Source organism: Streptomyces sp. NPDC002130 (genome assembly GCF_040296465.1).
In the GTDB taxonomy this organism is placed as follows: Bacteria; Actinomycetota; Actinomycetes; order Streptomycetales; family Streptomycetaceae; genus Streptomyces.
Map to the genome: position 1 here is coordinate 1 of NZ_JBEOXI010000180.1, position 17352 is coordinate 17352.

General features: G+C 71.1%; 18 protein-coding genes. 15 read left to right on the forward strand and 3 right to left on the reverse strand.

The genetic code is table 11. The features are described from left to right. The 14 genes from ABT116_RS28670 to ABT116_RS28735 all read left to right on the forward strand — a co-directional run. The coding region (locus tag ABT116_RS28670) for a GAF domain-containing protein (protein ID WP_351639758.1) at positions 1-1105 on the forward strand (1105 nt) is incomplete at its 5' end. Between the two features lie 175 nt (positions 1106-1280). Further along, positions 1281-2591, forward strand: coding sequence for a hypothetical protein (locus tag ABT116_RS28675; protein ID WP_351639761.1), 1311 nt, complete (start codon positions 1281-1283; stop codon positions 2589-2591). 65 nt (positions 2592-2656) lie between these two features. Further along, positions 2657-3229 carry a GNAT family N-acetyltransferase gene (locus tag ABT116_RS28680; RefSeq protein ID WP_351639763.1) on the forward strand — a complete coding sequence of 191 codons (573 nt, stop codon included), beginning with the start codon at positions 2657-2659 and terminating at the stop codon, positions 3227-3229. Between the two features lie 126 nt (positions 3230-3355). Further along, positions 3356-3439 (forward strand): putative leader peptide, encoded by an 84-nt coding sequence (locus tag ABT116_RS28685; protein WP_311241247.1) that lies wholly within the window; start codon positions 3356-3358, stop codon positions 3437-3439. A gap of 129 nt (positions 3440-3568) precedes the next feature. Then, on the forward strand, positions 3569-5266 hold the full coding sequence (locus tag ABT116_RS28690) for a nitrite/sulfite reductase (protein ID WP_351639765.1): 1698 nt from the start codon (positions 3569-3571) through the stop codon (positions 5264-5266). Beyond that, positions 5263-5442: a hypothetical protein gene (locus ABT116_RS28695; RefSeq protein ID WP_351639768.1), complete on the forward strand. Its 180-nt coding sequence runs from the start codon at positions 5263-5265 to the stop codon at positions 5440-5442. The genes ABT116_RS28690 and ABT116_RS28695 overlap by 4 nt, the downstream gene beginning before the upstream one ends. Continuing rightward, positions 5439-6149 (forward strand): phosphoadenylyl-sulfate reductase, encoded by a 711-nt coding sequence (locus ABT116_RS28700; protein WP_351639771.1) that lies wholly within the window; start codon positions 5439-5441, stop codon positions 6147-6149. The genes ABT116_RS28695 and ABT116_RS28700 overlap by 4 nt, the downstream gene beginning before the upstream one ends. A 23-nt stretch (positions 6150-6172) precedes the next feature. After that, positions 6173-6709: an adenylyl-sulfate kinase gene (gene cysC, locus ABT116_RS28705; protein WP_351639774.1), complete on the forward strand. Its 537-nt coding sequence runs from the start codon at positions 6173-6175 to the stop codon at positions 6707-6709. Then, complete coding sequence (gene cysD / locus ABT116_RS28710) at positions 6706-7644, forward strand: sulfate adenylyltransferase subunit CysD (protein WP_344463412.1); 939 nt, start codon at positions 6706-6708, stop codon at positions 7642-7644. Before cysC ends, cysD begins: the two co-directional genes overlap by 4 nt. Positions 7645-7646: 2 nt before the next feature. After that, positions 7647-8981, forward strand: a complete 1335-nt coding sequence (locus ABT116_RS28715) for a sulfate adenylyltransferase subunit 1 (protein WP_184556040.1) — start codon at positions 7647-7649, stop codon at positions 8979-8981. A 222-nt stretch (positions 8982-9203) separates the two neighbouring features. Next, positions 9204-10307 (forward strand): aliphatic sulfonate ABC transporter substrate-binding protein, encoded by a 1104-nt coding sequence (locus ABT116_RS28720; RefSeq protein WP_351639777.1) that lies wholly within the window; start codon positions 9204-9206, stop codon positions 10305-10307. A gap of 47 nt (positions 10308-10354) precedes the next feature. Next, positions 10355-11143 (forward strand): ABC transporter ATP-binding protein, encoded by a 789-nt coding sequence (locus ABT116_RS28725; RefSeq protein WP_351639780.1) that lies wholly within the window; start codon positions 10355-10357, stop codon positions 11141-11143. Next, positions 11130-12026, forward strand: coding sequence for an ABC transporter permease (locus ABT116_RS28730; protein ID WP_351639783.1), 897 nt, complete (start codon positions 11130-11132; stop codon positions 12024-12026). The genes ABT116_RS28725 and ABT116_RS28730 overlap by 14 nt, the downstream gene beginning before the upstream one ends. Positions 12027-12031: 5 nt before the next feature. Continuing rightward, complete coding sequence (locus tag ABT116_RS28735; RefSeq protein ID WP_104778167.1) at positions 12032-12772, forward strand: sirohydrochlorin chelatase; 741 nt, start codon at positions 12032-12034, stop codon at positions 12770-12772. 28 nt (positions 12773-12800) lie between these two features. Here the strand turns inward: ABT116_RS28735 and ABT116_RS28740 are convergent, their stop codons facing one another. From ABT116_RS28740 to ABT116_RS28750, 3 genes are all read right to left on the reverse strand, one after another. Continuing rightward, the gene (locus ABT116_RS28740) at positions 12801-13628 is read right to left on the reverse strand and encodes a GvpL/GvpF family gas vesicle protein (RefSeq protein WP_351639787.1); all 828 of its coding nucleotides are present in this window, start codon (positions 13626-13628) and stop codon (positions 12801-12803) included. Between the two features lie 179 nt (positions 13629-13807). Further along, positions 13808-14182 carry a nuclear transport factor 2 family protein gene (locus ABT116_RS28745; RefSeq protein WP_351639790.1) on the reverse strand — a complete coding sequence of 125 codons (375 nt, stop codon included), beginning with the start codon at positions 14180-14182 and terminating at the stop codon, positions 13808-13810. After that, positions 14175-14723: a DUF1697 domain-containing protein gene (locus tag ABT116_RS28750; protein WP_351639792.1), complete on the reverse strand. Its 549-nt coding sequence runs from the start codon at positions 14721-14723 to the stop codon at positions 14175-14177. The genes ABT116_RS28745 and ABT116_RS28750 overlap by 8 nt, the downstream gene beginning before the upstream one ends. Before the next feature lie 339 nt (positions 14724-15062). Between ABT116_RS28750 and ABT116_RS28755 the strand changes: the two genes are divergently transcribed. After that, complete coding sequence (locus tag ABT116_RS28755) at positions 15063-17333, forward strand: MMPL family transporter (RefSeq protein WP_351639794.1); 2271 nt, start codon at positions 15063-15065, stop codon at positions 17331-17333. The last annotated feature ends 19 nt before the right edge of the window (positions 17334-17352 follow it).

Sequence of the window (17352 nt, forward strand, 5' to 3'; positions counted from 1 at the left end):
GGCGGACCCGCTGTCCCGCGAGGAGGTGCAGCGGCGGCGCGAGACGTCGGTATTGCGCCATGTGCTGCCGGTGCTGCGGGAGGGCCTGCTGGCGGCCGCGGACGTCGCCCACCACATCATGGTGGTGGCCGACGAGGACGGCCGGGTGCTGTGGCGTGAGGGCAGCCCGCCGGTGCTGCGCAAGGCGGACGGGCTCGGCTTCGAGCTGGGTGCGGACTGGCGTGAGGACGTCGTCGGCACCAACGGTGTGGGCACCCCGGCCGTGGTGCGCCGGCCCGTGCAGGTCTTCGCCTCCGAGCACTTCGTGCGCTCCCAGGCCGGCTGGACCTGCGCGGGCGCTCCGCTGACGGATCCGCGGGACGGCCGGCTGCTCGGCGTGGTGGACGTGAGCGGGCCGCTGGAGACGATGCACCCGGCCACGCTCGCCTGGGTCGGTTCGGTGGCCAAACTGGCCGAGGCCCGGCTGCGGGAGATGCACACGGAGTCGCTGGAGCGGCTGCGCGCGGTGGCGGCGCCAATGCTGGCCCGGCTCGGCGGCCGTGCGCTGGTCGTCGACCCGGACGGCTGGACCGCCGCGGTCAGCGGGATGCCGTACGTGCGGCGCGTGGCACTGCCGAAGTCGCTGTCGGCGGGCCCGATACGGCTGCCGGCGCTCGGGCCGTGCTCGGTGGAGCCGCTGGCCGGGGGCTGGCTGGTGCGGGCGGCCGCCGACGAGCCGGTGCCGCACGGTCCGGCCAGGATCGTGCTGGACCTCAGGCAGGCGCGGCGCTGGTCGGTGGAGGTGCGCGGCGGAGCCGGCTCCTGGGTCCGGGAACTGAGTCCCCGGCACGCGGAGTTGCTGTATCTCCTCGCCGTCCACCGCTCCGGCCGCAGCGCCTCGGGGCTGGCCGGGGACGTGTTCGGGGACCCGGCCCGCACGGTGACGGTGCGGGCCGAGATGTCGCGGGTCCGGCGGTATCTGGGGGCGTTCCTGGAGCACCGGCCGTACCGGTTCGCCGAGGAGGCCGAGGTCGAGGTGCTGCTTCCCGCCGACCCCCGGGATCTGCTGCCGCACTCGACCGCACCGGCGGTGAGCAGGCGAAGCGGGGCCGCGGCGGCGCCCTGAGGTTCACTGCGCGTGCCGTACAAGCCGTCCCCGGGGGTGCATCTTTCGCATATTTGCGGGGTCTTCGTCCGCGGCACCGCTCACCTGCCGTAGCATCCCTCTACGGACCACCCCACCTGCTCCTCCGTCAACGTGCGGATCATCAGGCGCAGTTGGTCCGTCTCGGGAGGACGTTATGAAGCATCGCGGCAGACACCGGCGGCGCAGGCGGGGCAGGGCGCTGCGGGCGACCCTGGCCGGGACGGCCCTCGCGCTCACCGCCGCCGCCACCCTGATCAGCGCCTCGCAGGCCACGGTCGCCGACGCTCCCGGGGCTCTCGAGCCGGTCGCCGCGTCCGACGTGGCCGGGCAGCTGCCCCTGGCCGAGCACCGGGTGCCCGGGCGGTGGCTGGACCGGCTCGCGTCGAAGATGGGCCGGCCGGTCGGCGTCGGCACGGTACTGGAGGGCGCGGACCTCCCGCTGCGGGACGCGGCCGACTGCTCGACTGCCGAGAAGCGCAGCCTGCCGGTGGAACCGGCGGCCACGCGCGCGTACTGCTTCGGCGGCTCCGACACCCGGGGCTGGCGGGCCGGCGCGGTCACGACCTCGGGCGACGCGGACGACGACGGCCGCTGGGGCGGCAACCGCGTGATCCTCTCCGGCTGGACCCGGGGTGCCGAGGGCGGCTCCCTGGACGGTCCGGCCCCCGGGCAGGGCCTGGCCAAGATCGCCTTCGTCGACGCGAACGACCCCGGCGCGCTGCGTTACACCTGGGCCCTGCTGGCCGTCCCGGTGGACGGCGGGCGGGACTACCGAGGGCTGGCCTCCCCGCTGTCCGGCATGGTCTGGTACCAGGACAAGCTGCTGGTGACGACCCGGGAGGGCGACCGGGACGCGCTGTACGTGTACGACATGGACCGCATCCAGCGGGCCACCGTCGAGTCCGACGCGGTCGGCCGGGTGCGGGGCGGCTGGGCGGCGCACGGCTACCGCTTCGTGCTGCCGGCCGTCGGGTCGTACACCCTGCCCGGCGGGGACGGCACATCCCGCCCGGCCACCGTCTCCCTGGACCGCAGCACCTCCCCGGACAGTCTGGTCGCGAGCGACTGGGCGCCGGCGGACGGCGACCGGCGCACCCGCCTGTGGCGCTACGCGCTGAGCCGGGACCCGGGCCTCTCCGGCCCGCTCACCACCGACTCCTCGGGGCGGGCGGTCCCCACCGAGGCGTACGAGACGAAGACGGCCGAGGTGCGGGGTGTGCTGGCTTACCGCTCGGGGTGGTACCTGGACCGCGCGGCGGGCAGTCCGGGCGGGCACGGGACGCTGTGGCGCCAGGACACCGAGGGCGCCCGGGCGGCGGAGTGCGGCACGGACGAGACACGGAACTGCTGGAGCGGCGGTTCGGGTTCCCTGTCCTATTGGGAGGAGACCGGCGAGGTCTGGTCCCAGTCGGGGCGGATGCTGTTCGCGCTGCCGCTGACGTCGGTCGACCGGGCGCTGGGCTGACCGGCGCCCCCGCGGAGTACGGGACCGATCGACAGACGAGTAGGTCAGATGATTTTCTGACCCGTATGACCACCATCGCCGTGACCACCTGGTCCCTGGAGCAGACCGCCCCGACCGACCTGCTGCCGGCCGCCGCGCCGGACGGGGACGTCCGGGTCGTCCGCTCCGAGGTGCCCTCGCCCGAGTTCAGCCGGTACCTGTACGCGTCGGTGGGCGGCGACATCGTCTGGACGGACCGGCTCGGCTGGCCGTACGCACGCTGGGTGGAGCACCTGGAGCGGCCCGGCGTGGAGACGTGGGTGGCGTACGACCGGGGCACGCCCGCGGGGTTCGTGGAGCTGGAGGCGCAGGACGACGCGGTCGTGGAGATCGTCTACTTCGGGCTGCTCCCCGCCTTCCGCGGCCGGCGCATCGGCGGACACCTGCTGTCGTACGGCGCGGCCCGGGCCTGGGACCTCGCGGACCGCTGGGCGGGACTGACGCCGACCAAGCGGGTCTGGCTGCACACCTGCAGCAAGGACGGCGAGCACGCGATGGACAACTACCGGCGGCGGGGCTTCAAGCTGTTCGACACCAAGGTCGAGGAGGAGGCGGAGGTCGCCGCTCCGGGACCGTGGCCTGGGGCGTTCCCCGTCTGACCTGGACGGACACGTCGGGTGCACCCGATGTGACCAACACCACCCTTGTCTTGCTGTGCGAGACAAGGGTGTCCGCATCTTGGACGAAGCTGGACTGTGTCCAGATCGCCGTGACACGCTTCCGTCATGTCTGGAACTGGGATTGCCTTGGTGAGTCGGCGGCACGTCGACCTCGGCCGCATGTCCAGCGCCATCTGTCCGGCGCACTGAGCGTACTCAGCCCGCGCCCGACATCTTTCTTCCCAGCCTCACTCCTGCGCAATGACGCGCCCTCTGCCCATGCGTCCACGCGCGCAGGTCAGAGCCGCTTTCCCGCCTGTCCCGAAGGACGTATCAACCATGGCCGCCACCCCGCAGAAGCCTGCCGCCGCGACTCCCCGCCGCAAGGTGAGCCGTCACCGCGGTGAGGGTCAGTGGGCCGTGGGGCACCACACCCCACTGAACGGCAACGAGCAGTTCAAGAAGGACGACGACGGTCTCAATGTGCGGACACGCATTGAGACGATCTACTCCAAGCGGGGCTTCGACTCGATCGACCCCAACGACCTGCGCGGCCGGATGCGCTGGTGGGGTCTGTACACCCAGCGCAGGCCCGGCATCGACGGCGGCAAGACGGCCGTTCTGGAGCCGGAGGAGCTGGACGACGAGTACTTCATGCTGCGCGTCCGGATCGACGGCGGGGCGCTGACCACGCGTCAGCTGCGGGTCATCGGTGAGATCTCGCAGGAGTTCGCGCGCGGCACCGCCGACATCACGGACCGGCAGAACGTGCAGTACCACTGGATCCGGATCGAGGACGTGCCCGAGATCTGGAACCGGCTGGAGGGCGTGGGCCTGTCGACGGTCACCGCCTGCGGCGACACCCCGCGTGTGATGATCGGCTCACCGGTGGCGGGCATCGCCGAGGACGAGATCATCGACGGCACCCCGGCCCTGGAGGAGATGAAGCGCCGCGTCCTGAACAACCCGGCGTACTCGAACCTCCCCCGCAAGTTCAAGACGGCGATCTCGGGCTCGCCGGTGCTGGACGTGGTGCACGAGATCAACGACGTCGCGTTCGTCGGCGTCCGGCACCCCGAGCACGGACCCGGCTTCGACGTCTGGGTCGGCGGCGGCCTGTCCACCAACCCCAAGCTGGGCGTGCGCCTCGGCACCTGGGTGTCGATCGACGACGTGCCGGACGTGTACGAGGGCGTCATCTCGATCTTCCGTGACTACGGCTACCGCCGGCTGCGCACCCGCGCCCGCCTGAAGTTCCTCGTCGCGGACTGGGGCGCCGAGAAGTTCCGGCAGGTCCTGGAGGACGAGTACCTCAAGCGCAAGCTGGTGGACGGGCCCGCTCCGGAGCAGCCGTCCCAGCTGTGGCGCGACCACATCGGTGTGCACCGGCAGAAGGACGGCCGGTTCTACGTCGGCTTCGCCCCGCGCGTGGGACGCGTCGACGGCGCGACGATCACGAAGATCGCCGACCTCGCCGAGGCCCACGGCTCGGGCCGGGTGCGCACCACCGTCGAGCAGAAGATGATCGTCCTCGATGTCGAGGAGAACCAGGTCGAGTCGCTCGTCGAGGCCCTGGAGGCCCTCGACCTGACCGCCCGGCCCTCCACGTTCCGGCGCGGCACCATGGCCTGCACGGGCATCGAGTTCTGCAAGCTCGCCATCGTCGAGACCAAGCAGCGCGGTGCGCAGCTGATCGACGAGCTCGAGCGGCGCCTGCCGGACTTCGACGAGCCGCTCACCATCAACCTCAACGGCTGCCCGAACGCCTGCGCCCGTATCCAGGTCGCGGACATCGGTCTCAAGGGCCAGCTCATGCTCAACGACCAGGGCGAGCAGGTCGAGGGCTACCAGGTGCACCTGGGCGGGGCGCTGGGCCTGGAGGCCGGCTTCGGCCGCAAGGTGCGCGGTCTGAAGGTCACCTCCGACGAGCTGCCCGACTACATCGAGCGCGTCCTGAAGCGGTTCCAGGCCGAGCGCGAGGACGGCGAGCGGTTCGCCACCTGGGCGGCCCGGGCCGGCGAGGAGGCCCTGTCGTGAGCGAGCGGATGGCCCCGTTCTACTGCCCCTACTGCGGGGACGAGGACCTGCGCCCCAGCGAGGAGGGGCACGGTGCGTGGGAATGCGCGGCGTGCAGCCGGGCCTTCTCGCTGAAGTTCCTCGGGCTGCTGGCCCAGGGACTGAAGCGATCCGATTCCGGAGGGGCACAGATATGACGACCGCTCAGGAAGAGCGCACCACCGAGGACCTGAAGCGGCTCGCCGAGCAGGCGGGCCGCGATCTGGAGGACGCCACCGCGCTGGAGATCCTCCAGTGGGCGGCGAAGACGTTCGGCAAGCGGTTCTGCGTGACCTCCTCCATGGAGGACGCGGTGGTCGCCCATCTCGCCGCCCGGGCGATGCCCGGCGTCGACGTGGTCTTCCTCGACACGGGCTACCACTTCGAGGAGACCATCGGCACCCGGGACGCGGTCGAGGCCGTGATGGACGTCAACCTCATCACGCTCACCCCGCGCCAGAGCGTCGCCGAGCAGGACGCCGAGTACGGCCCGAAGCTGCACGACCGCAACCCCGACCTGTGCTGCAAGCTGCGCAAGGTGCAGCCGCTGGAAGAGGGCCTGAAGGACTACCAGGCCTGGGCGACCGGTCTGCGCCGCGACGAGTCCCCGACCCGGGCCAACACCCCGGTGGTCGGGTGGGACGAGAAGCGGCAGAAGGTCAAGATCTCGCCGATCGCCCGCTGGACCCAGGACGACGTGGACGCCTACGTCACCGAACACGGCGTGCTGACCAACCCGCTGCTGATGGACGGCTACACCTCCGTCGGCTGCGCCCCCTGCACCCGCCGGGTCCTGGAGGGCGAGGACGCTCGCGCCGGTCGCTGGGCGGGCCGCAGCAAGACCGAGTGCGGGCTGCACGGATGACGACGACGATTCAGGAGAGTGACGTGACGACCGGAGCCACCGTCTGGCTCACGGGTCTGCCGAGCGCCGGCAAGACCACGATCGCCTACGAACTGGCCGGCCGCCTGCGCGAGGAGGGCCACCGGGTCGAGGTGCTCGACGGCGACGAGATCCGCGAGTTCATCTCGGCGGGCCTCGGCTTCAGCCGCGAGGACCGGCACACCAACGTGCAGCGCATCGGCTTCGTCGCCGAGCTGCTCGCCCGCAACGGCGTGCTCGCCCTCGTCCCGGTCATCGCGCCGTACCAGGACAGCCGGGACGCGGTGCGGGGGCGTCACCAGGCGAACGGCACCGGCTATGTCGAGGTGCATGTCGCGACGCCCGTCGAGGTGTGCAGCGAGCGGGACGTGAAGGGCCTGTACGCCAAGCAGGCCGCGGGCGAGCTCACGGGGCTCACCGGGGTCGACGACCCGTACGAGGCGCCCGAGTCGCCCGACCTGCGCATCGAGTCGCAGAACCAGACCGTGCAGGAGTCCGCGGCGTCCGTGTACGCCCTGCTCAGCGAAAGGGGACTGGCATGACGACGACCGTCGCCACCGTTTCCGAGGGGACCGAAAGCCCGTACGCGCTCTCCCACCTCGACGCCCTCGAGTCCGAGGCGGTGCACATCTTCCGCGAGGTGGCGGGCGAGTTCGAGCGGCCGGTGATCCTCTTTTCCGGCGGCAAGGACTCCATCGTCATGCTGCACCTGGCGCTGAAGGCGTTCCGGCCGGCGTCGGTGCCGTTCTCGCTGCTGCACGTGGACACCGGGCACAACTTCCCCGAGGTCCTCGACTACCGCGACCGCACGGTCGAGCAGCACGGGCTGCGGCTGCACGTGGCCTCCGTGCAGGACTACATCGACCGCGGTGTCCTCAAGGAGCGTCCGGACGGCACCCGCAACCCGCTGCAGACGCTGCCGCTGACCGAGAAGATCCAGGCGGAGAAGTTCGACGCCGTCTTCGGCGGCGGGCGCCGCGACGAGGAGAAGGCGCGGGCCAAGGAGCGGGTGTTCTCCCTGCGTGACGAGTTCTCCCAGTGGGACCCGCGCCGCCAGCGCCCGGAGCTGTGGAACCTGTACAACGGCCGGCACGCGCCCGGCGAGCACGTCCGCGTGTTCCCGCTGTCCAACTGGACCGAGCTGGACGTGTGGCAGTACATCGCCCGCGAGGGCATCGAGCTGCCGCAGATCTACTACGCCCACGAGCGCGAGGTGTTCTCCCGCAGCGGCATGTGGCTGACCGCCGGCGAGTGGGGCGGGCCGAAGGACGGCGAGACCGTCGAGAAGCGGCTCGTGCGCTACCGGACCGTGGGTGACATGTCCTGCACCGGCGCGGTGGACTCCGACGCCGACACCATCGAGAAGGTGATCGTGGAGATCGCCGCCTCCCGGCTCACCGAGCGCGGCGCCACCCGCGCCGACGACAAGATGTCCGAGGCCGCGATGGAAGACCGCAAGCGCGAGGGGTACTTCTAGAGATGAGCACGATCACCACCGAGGAACTCGCGGAGACGACGCTTCTGCGGTTCGCCACCGCCGGCTCCGTCGACGACGGCAAGTCCACTCTCGTCGGGCGGCTGCTGCACGACTCCAAGTCGGTGCTCACCGACCAGCTGGAGGCCGTGGAGCGCGTCTCCGCGAGCCGCGGCCAGGAGGCCCCGGACCTCGCGCTGCTCACCGACGGTCTGCGGGCCGAGCGGGAGCAGGGCATCACCATCGACGTGGCCTACCGCTACTTCGCCACGCCCCTGCGGCGGTTCATCCTCGCCGACACCCCGGGCCATGTGCAGTACACGCGGAACATGGTCACCGGCGCCTCCACCGCCGAGCTGACGGTGATCCTGGTCGACGCCCGCAACGGTGTGGTCGAGCAGACCCGCCGGCACGCGGCCATCGCCGCCCTGCTGCGCGTGCCGCACGTGGTCCTGGCCGTCAACAAGATGGACCTCGTCGGCTACGAGGAGACGGTGTTCGCGGCCATCGCCGAGGAGTTCACGGCGTACGCGACGGAGCTGGGCGTCCCGGAGGTCACCGCGATCCCGATCTCGGCGCTCGTCGGCGACAACGTGGTGGAGCCTTCCGCGAACATGGACTGGTACGGCGGCCCGACCGTGCTGGAGCACCTGGAGACGGTGCCGGTCAGCCACGACCTGAGCCACTGCCACGCCCGGCTGCCCGTGCAGTACGTGATCCGCCCGCAGAACGCGGACCACCCGGACTACCGGGGCTACGCCGGTCAGATCGCGGCCGGTTCCTTCCGCGTGGGCGAGTCCGTCACGGTGCTGCCGTCGGGCCGCGCCTCGAAGATCTCCGGCATCGACCTGCTGGGCGAGCCGGTGGACGTGGCCTGGACGACGCAGTCGGTGACCCTCCTGCTGGAGGACGACATCGACATCTCGCGCGGCGACCTGATCGTGCCGAGCAAGGACGCGCCCGCGACCACGCAGGACATCGAGGCGACCGTCTGCCACGTGGCCGACGCCCCGCTGACGGTCGGGCACCGGGTGCTGCTCAAGCACGGCACCCGCACGGTCAAGGCGATCGTCAAGGACATCCCGTCCCGTCTCACCCTCGACGACCTGTCCCTGCACCCGCACCCGGGACAGCTCGTCGCCAACGACATCGGCCGGGTGAAGGTCCGCACCGCCGAGCCGCTGCCGGTCGACTCCTACGCCGACTCGCGCCGTACCGGCTCCTTCATCCTGATCGACCCGAACGACGGCCAGACCCTCACCGCCGGCATGGTCGGCGAGTCCTTCGCGGCCCCGGAGCCGGTCAAGGACGAGTCCGAGGACGACGGGTGGGACTTCTGACATGAACTCCCCCGACTTCTACTCCACGTTCGCGAAGGAGGGCGGCCGCGTCGGCAGCGGTGCTCTCGGCAGCGGGCAGGGCGGAGTGGCGCGATGTGTGCGCTGACGTACGCGCACTGCCTGCGCGCCCTCACCCCCCACCGCCGTAGACGAAAACCTGCCGACCTCCCGGCCACGACCTGAGAGACCGTGACCGCCGGGCCTCCGAGAGGACCACCTCCCGTGCCTGCTTCATCCGCTCTGCGCCGCGGTTTCGCGGTCATCGCCGCACTTCCCCTGCTCACACTGGCCGCCTGCGGCTACGGCTCCGAGGCCAAGGACGACGGCGCCGCCAAGGTCGCCGCCGGGGCCAAGAAGATCGACGGTCTCGACACCGTCAAGATCGGCTACTTCGGCAACCTCACCCACGGCACCGCTCTGGTGGGTATGCAGAAGGGCTTCTTCCAGAAGGCCCTGGGCGCCACCAAGGTCGAGCCGGCCGTCTTCAACGCCGGTCCCTCGGAGATCGAGGCGCTCAACTCCAAGTCCATCGACATCGGCTGGATCGGCCCGTCCCCGGCGATCAACGGCTACACCAAGTCCGCGGGCAAGAACCTGCGCATCATCGGCGGTTCGGCGTCCGGCGGTGTGAAGCTGGTCGTCAACCCGGACAAGGTCAAGTCGCTGAAGGACGTCAAGGGCAAGCGGATCGCCACCCCGCAGCTCGGCAACACGCAGGACGTGGCGTTCCTCAACTGGGCCGCGGACCAGGGCTGGAAGGTCGACCCGCAGAGCGGCAAGGGTGACGTCACGGTAGTCCGCAGCGACAACAAGGTCACCCCGGACGCCTTCAAGGCCGGTTCGATCGACGGCGCCTGGGTGCCGGAGCCGACCGCGTCGAAGCTGGTCGCCGAGGGCGGCAAGGTGCTGCTCGACGAGTCGACGCTGTGGCCGGACAAGAAGTTCGTGATCACGAACATCATCGTGCGGCAGGACTTCCTCGAGAAGCACCCGAAGGTCGTCGAGGCCGTGCTCAAGGGCTCGGTCGAGACCAACAAGTGGATCAACGCGAACCCGGACGCGGCGAAGGAGGCGGCGAACAAGCTGCTGGAGCAGGAAACCGGCAAGGCGCTGCCCGCCGACGTGCTGGACCCGGCGTGGAAGTCGATCCGGTTCACCGACGACCCGCTGGCCTCCACCCTCAACACCGAGGCGGAGCACGCGGTGAAGGCGGGTCTGCTGGAGAAGCCGAACCTGAAGGGCATCTACGACCTCGTTCCGCTGAACAAGGTCCTGAAGGCCGAGGGCGAGCCCGCGGTCGACGACGCCGGCCTCGGCGTGAAGTAAGCCCGATCCGAAGCCGCATTGTGAAGAGTTCCCAGGAGGTGACGACCATGGCCACGACCCTCACCAAGGCCGCCGACGGCACCGAGTCGGCCACGCACGCCGCCCGGATCGAGCACGTGTCGAAGTCGTTCTCGGGCCCCGCCGGACAGCAGCTCGTCCTGGACGACATCACCCTCGATGTCGCGCCCGGAGAGTTCGTCACCCTCCTGGGGGCCTCGGGCTGCGGCAAGTCCACGCTGCTCAACCTGGTGGCGGGCCTGGACCGCCCCACCGCCGGCGAGATCGCCACGGACGGCCGCCCGGCGCTGATGTTCCAGGAGCACGCGCTGTTCCCGTGGCTGACCGCGGGCAAGAACATCGAGCTCGCCCTGAAGCTGCGGGGCGTGCCGAAGGCCGAGCGCCGGGAGCGGGCCGAGGAGCTGCTCGAACTGGTGCGGCTGAAGGGCGCGTACGGCAAGCGGGTGCACGAGCTGTCGGGCGGTATGCGCCAGCGTGTCGCGCTGGCGCGTGCCCTCGCGCAGGAGAGCAAGCTGCTGCTGATGGACGAGCCGTTCGCGGCGCTGGACGCCATCACGCGGGACGTGCTGCACGACGAGCTGACCCGCATCTGGCGCGAGACGCAGGTGTCCGTCCTGTTCGTCACGCACAACGTGCGTGAGGCGGTGCGGCTCGCGCAGCGGGTGGTGCTGCTGTCGTCCCGCCCCGGGCGGATCGCGCGGGAGTGGACGGTCGGCATCCCGCATCCGCGCCGCATCGAGGACACCGCCGTGGCGGAGCTGTCCGTCGAGATCACCGAAGAACTGCGTGGGGAGATCCGCCGTCATGGCCAGCACTGATTCGACGACCGTCGCCAAGGACGGCAACGATCTCGCCGGGCTGGAGGCGGGCCTCGACGCGCTGGAGACGCGGCAGACGAGCCGGGTCCCGTTCCGGCAGACCTTCACCCAGAAGGTTTTGCCGCCCGTCCTCGCCGTGGCATTGGTGCTGGCGGTCTGGCAGGCGCTCGTCTCCTTCAAGGTCGTCGAGGACCCGACCAAGCTGCCCGCGCCGTCCGCGGTGTGGGACGTCGTGCAGACGGCGTGGCTCCAGGGCGAGCTGCTCGGCTACATCTGGACCAGCGTCTCGCGCGGTCTGCTCGGGTTCCTCTTCGCCCTGCTGATCGGCACGCCGCTGGGCCTGATCGTGGCCCGGGTGAAGTTCGTCCGCGCGGCGATCGGCCCGATCCTGTCGGGCCTGCAGTCCCTGCCGTCGGTCGCCTGGGTGCCGCCGGCGGTGATCTGGCTGGGCCTGAACAACTCGATGATGTACGCGGTGATCCTGCTCGGCGCGGTCCCCTCGATCGCCAACGGCCTGGTGTCCGGCGTGGACCAGGTGCCCCCGCTGTTCCTGCGCGCGGGCCGCACGCTCGGCGCCACGGGTCTGAAGGGCACCTGGCACATCGTCCTGCCGGCGGCCCTGCCCGGTTATGTGGCGGGCCTGAAGCAGGGCTGGGCCTTCTCGTGGCGCTCCCTGATGGCCGCCGAGATCATCGCGTCCTTCCCCGACCTCGGTGTCGGACTCGGCCAGCTGCTGGAGAACGGCCGCAACGCCAGCGACATGGCCATGGTGTTCGAGGCGATCCTTCTGATTCTGATCGTCGGCATCGCCATCGACCTGCTGATCTTCAGCCCGCTGGAGCGGTGGGTGCTGCGCAGCCGCGGCCTGCTGGTGAAGAACTGAGTCCCATGACGAACAAGCCCGTTCTCCTCGTCATCGCCCACGGCAGCCGCGACCCGCGGCATGCCGCGACGGTGCACGCCCTGGTACGCCGGGTGCGCGCGACGCGCCCCGACGTACGGGTGGAGACGGGCTTCCTGGACTTCAACGTCCCCTCGGTGCAGGGGGTGCTGGAGTCCCTGGCGGTGCAGGGCGTGCGCGACGTCGTCGCCCTGCCCCTCCTGCTCACCCGGGCGTTTCACGCGAAGGCGGATATCCCCGCGGTCCTCGCGGACGCGCCCCCGCAGCTGCGCATCCACCAGGCGGACGTCCTCGGCCCCTCCCCCCTGCTCCTGGCGGCACTGGAGCGGCGCCTGTACGAGGCGGGCCTGACGCCTGCCGACAAGTCCTCCACCGGGGTCGTCCTGGCCTCGGCGGGGTCCACCGACCCGGAGGCGATCGCAGTGATCGCAGAAATCGCGCGGGAGTGGCGGCACACCGGCTGGTGCGCCGTGCGGCCTGCGTTCGCCTCCGCATCCCTTCCGCGCACGGAGGACGCGGTCCGCGAACTCCGCGCCCTCGGCTGCTCCCGCGTCGCTGTCGCCCCGTACGTCCTGGCCCCCGGCTTCCTCCCGGACCGTATCGCCCGGGGCGCGGCGCAGGCGGATGTCCTGGCGGACGTCCTGGGCCCGGCGCCGGAGGTGGCACGGGTGGTGCTGGAGCGGTACGAGGCGGCCCGGATGCCGCTGCCCGCGGCCGCGAGCGCCTGACGCCGGCCGGGCCGCCGCGGGACCACGCTCACGCCGCCGGTTCCTCGTACGGTTCCGGTTGCAGGGCGAAGGAGTAGGGGGCCCAGGGGCCGCTGATCTCCACGCGGAGGCCGGGGACGCCCTCGGCGGTCGCGAGGATGCCCGTGCGGAAGGCGTGGACGCGGTCGGCCGGGACGAGATAGGCGTCGTTGCCGATGTTGGTGCCGGGGGCCGAGCCCGCCAGGCTGCCGCGTTCGGGGGTGTGGGCGACGCGGTCGACAGCGAGGGCGGCGGCCGTGTCGGTGAGGCGGGCGGCGGCCTGGGTGACCGTACGCCAGGCCTCGTCGTTCCGCCGTTGTCTGCGGCGGCGGATGACCTGGTAGGCGCGGCCGACTCCGAGGCCCGTGACCGGGTCCGGTGCGGATTCGGTGTCGGCTTCGGGTGGGGTGATGTCCGGGGTGGCGTAGGTCTTGACGCCGAGTTCGACGTGGCCCGTGAGGCGGTCGAGCAGGGAGAGGAAGTAGCCACGCCGGGTGTCCAGGGCCTGGCGGGCGCGGTCCTCGTCGCGGTAGACGGTGGCGAGGCGCAGGGGCAGTACGGCGGCGCCGGAGGCGACCAGGGCGGCCACCACGGCGTGGTGGGAGCGGACCGTGGACTCCAGCCAGTCCACGTCGTGGAGATGGGCCTGGAGGGGGGTGTCGTCGTAGTCGGCGGGCGGGACGTGGCCGATGGCGAAGGCGAGCTGGGGGCCGGTGACCGCCGGGGTGATCAGGTGGATCGGTTCTCCGGCGACACCGCGCAGATGGGGCGTGGCCGCCGCTGCCTCGGGGGTGCGGCGCAGGACCGCGTAGGCGTAGACGAGGTTCGTGTCGCTCATGACTGCGGGCTCCTGTCGGTGGCCGTGCGATTCCTCTCGCGAGACTCCGTTCTCGTGCCGTCCGTCGGTAGGTACGCAGCGGACGGCGGAGGTGTTCACGGGGACGACCGACGGGTTGGCCCGGCCCCGGAGGGCAGGGCCGGCATGACGTCGTGCGCGCCCCGCCCGGGGCAGGCGCGTCACGTTGCCCGTTCGCTGAACGGGGTCGCCTGGTGGAAGTAGAGCAGCCAGCGGCCCTCCGTGCGCCGCCACAGTGAACTGCGGTGTGCGCGGCTGCCGTCGTACTCCGTGTCGTACGTGAGGTGGACGAGGTCCGGGGCGAGCTGGACGCCGCGCAGGGCGGAGACGGCGACGGGGCGGGCTCCCGGCTCGGTGGTCGCGGCCAGTGAGGCGATGATGGCGGCCCGGCTCCAGTGCCGGCCGGAGGCGCCGAACTCGTGGAAGTCGGGGTGGAGCAGCGCCCCGACCCGTTCGGGCGAGCGGCGGACCTTCGGGGTGAGCAGGGCGAGTTCGCCCTCCATCGCGGCCTCGACGGCGGGGTTGTGCTCAGGCACCCGTCATCTCCACGAGCTTGACGACGGTGTTCCAGTTGCGGGTCGTGGCGATCACGCCCTTGTTGATGCGCGGCTTCGACAGGTGTTCGGCCAGCTTGGAGCGGCCCAGGCCGTTCGGGGCGTACAGGTACAGGGCCCGGTCGCCGAGGCGGAACTCCTCGGGGAGGTAGGCGTCCTGGTCGATCTCCGCGAAGCGGTCGGGGGTGACGGGCGCGGAGAAGTAGGTGACGTGGAGCTGCTTGGGCTCCAGGCCGGCGGCCGGGAACGGGCAGGCGTCGGCGATCGCCTTCAGATAGGTGTTGTCGCGCACGATCACGTCGACGCCGAACCCGAAGCGCTTCTCGATGGCCTGCGCGATCTCGGCGGCCAGCGACTCCTCGCCGCCGTGGCCGGAGGCGAACACGGCCTGGCCGCTCTGCAGGTAGGTGCGGACGTCGTCGAGGCCGAGGTCCGTCAGGAGCGTGCGCAGGTCGGCCATGGGGACCTTCCTGCTGCCGCCCACGTTGATGCCGCGCAGCAGGGCCGCGTATGTCGTCGTCATCCGCTCACGATAGAGCGGCCGTCGTGCCCCGTGGGGGTGGGCACGACGGCCGCGGCGGGCAGCTGCCCGGCCCCGTAAATTACTCATCGGTCTTCGCGGGGCACAACCGTCTGCTCAGGATCCACACACCCGAGGAGCCCGGTATGTCTGCCGATAGGTGTAAGGGACCACAGTCTCCGGGGGTCCTCCCCAGTGGGGAGAGGCTCACTCCATGGGGATGAGTTCCGGCCCTGTCACTTCATCGGACAGCACGACGAGATGGCTTTATCCGGCCCATACCTTCGAAGCGGAAGGGGGCGGCAGGGGGCCGCCACCGCATCTCGAGGGGGCAGTCCGGTCATGGGGAACGAAGACATACGGGTGCGGGGCTTCGCCGCCCGGGCCGGTGGCTGGAGCGCCCGGCACCGATGGGCTGCCGTCGGTATCTGGGTGCTGTTCGTCGTCCTGGCGATGGGGCTCGGTTCGGCGATGGGCACGGTCGACGTCAAGGAGAGCGACCAGCTGTCGGGCGAGACCCACACCGCCGCCAGGATCATCGAGGACGCCGGCATCGAGGAGCCGGCCAATGAGACCGTCCTCGTCCAGGCGAAGGACGGCTCCCTCAAGGCCACCGACACGGAGTTCAGGAACGCCGTCGCCTCGGTCGTCGAGGCCGTCGAGGCGACCGGCAAGGTCACCGACGTGACGTCGCCGTACGACACGAAGACGATCTCGAAGGACGGGCGCAGCGCGCTCGTGCAGTTCGACATGCGCGGTGACTCCGACACCGCGGGCGACCGGGTCGAGCCCGTGCTCGACGCCGTCGCGGGCGTGCAGAAGGAACACTCCTCGCTGCGGATCGAGGAGATCGGCGGCGCCAGCATGATGAAGACGTTCTCCGACGCGTTCGGCGACGACTTCCAGAAGGCCGAGTACTCCGCCGTGCCGGTGGCCCTGGGCATTCTGCTGATCGCGTTCGGCGCGGTGGTCGCCGCGCTGCTCCCGGTGGCGCTCGCGGTCACCGCGATCATGGCGACGATGGGTCTGATGAGCATCGTCAGCCACTGGCAGCCGATGGACGACACCGCGAGCTCCGTGATGCTGCTGGTCGGCCTGGCCGTGGGGGTCGACTACTGCCTGTTCTATCTGCGCCGTGAGCGCGAGGAGCGGGCGGCGGGCCGGGACGCGGAGACCGCGCTGCGGATCGCCGCGGCGACCAGTGGCCGTGCCGTGATCGTCTCCGGTGTCACCGTGTGCGTGGCGATGGCGGGCATGCTGTTCACCGGGCTCGCCACGTTCGAGGCGATGGGCCTGGCCTCCCTGATGGTGGTCGCGGTCGCCATGGTCGGTTCGGTGACGGTGCTGCCCGCGTTGCTCTCGCTGCTCGGCGAGCGCGTGGAGAAGGGCCGGATCCCGTTCCTGCACCCCGACAAGCGCCGCAAGAACGGCACCGGCAGCCGGACCTCCGAGGGCAGCCGGTTCTGGAGCGCCGTCCTGAAGGTCGTGCTCGCCAGGCCCGCCGTCTCGCTGGTCGTCGCGACCGGTGCGCTGCTCGCGGTCGCGGCGCCCGCGCTCGGCATGAAGACCCAGCAGCTGACCCTGGACCAGGAGTTCGGCGACTCGCTGCCCATCGTGCAGACCTACAACCGGCTCAACGACGCCTTCCCCGGTGGCTCCGAGCCGGCCGAGGTGGTCGTCAAGGCGAAGGACATCAACGCCCCCGAGGTGAAGTCCGCGCTCGCCGACTTCCGCGCGCGAGCGATCAGTTCGGGCGCCTCGCGGGGTCCGGTCGAGATCAAGCTGCACGACGCGCAGAACCTCGCCTACGTGTACGTCCCGCTGGTCGGCGGCTCCGACCTGGACAAGGCCGGCGAGAGCCTGGACACGCTGCGCGACGACGTGCGGCCCGCCACCCTCGGCAAGGTCGACGGCGTCGAGGCCCCGATCACCGGGCAGGTCGCCGGGTCGAAGGACTTCAACGACCAGCTGGGCGGAGCGGTCGCCCCGGTCTTCGCCTTCGTCGTGGTCTTCGCCTTCGCGCTGATGCTGCTGTCGTTCCGCTCGCTGACCATCGCGGTCACGTCGATCGTGCTGAACCTGCTGTCGGTGGGCGCCGCGTACGGCATCCTCGTCGCCGTCTTCCAGCACGGCTGGGGCGCGTCCCTGGTGGGCGCGGAGGGGGTGGGCGCGATCATCACCTGGCTGCCGCTGTTCCTCTTCGTGATCCTGTTCGGCCTGTCGATGGACTACCACGTGTTCGTGGTCTCCCGGATCCGCGAGGCGCGGCTGCGGGGTCTTGCGACGAAGGACGCGATCCGGCACGGCGTGGTCACCACGGCCGGGGTGGTCACCAGTGCCGCGGTCATCATGGTCGCCGTGTTCGCGATCTTCGGGACACTGTCGATGCAGTCCATGAAGCAGATGGGCGTCGGCCTCGCGGCCGCGGTGCTGATCGACGCGACGATCATCCGGGGCGTGCTGCTGCCGGCCGTGATGGCGCTGCTCGGCGAGCGCAACTGGTACCTGCCGAAGTGGCTGCACCGGCTGCCGGACCTCACGCACGACGAGACGCCGCAGGCGGTCGCCGGACCGGCGGCGCGGGACGACGAGGGCGAGCCCCTCAAGGTCTGATCGCCACGGTGGCGTGGAG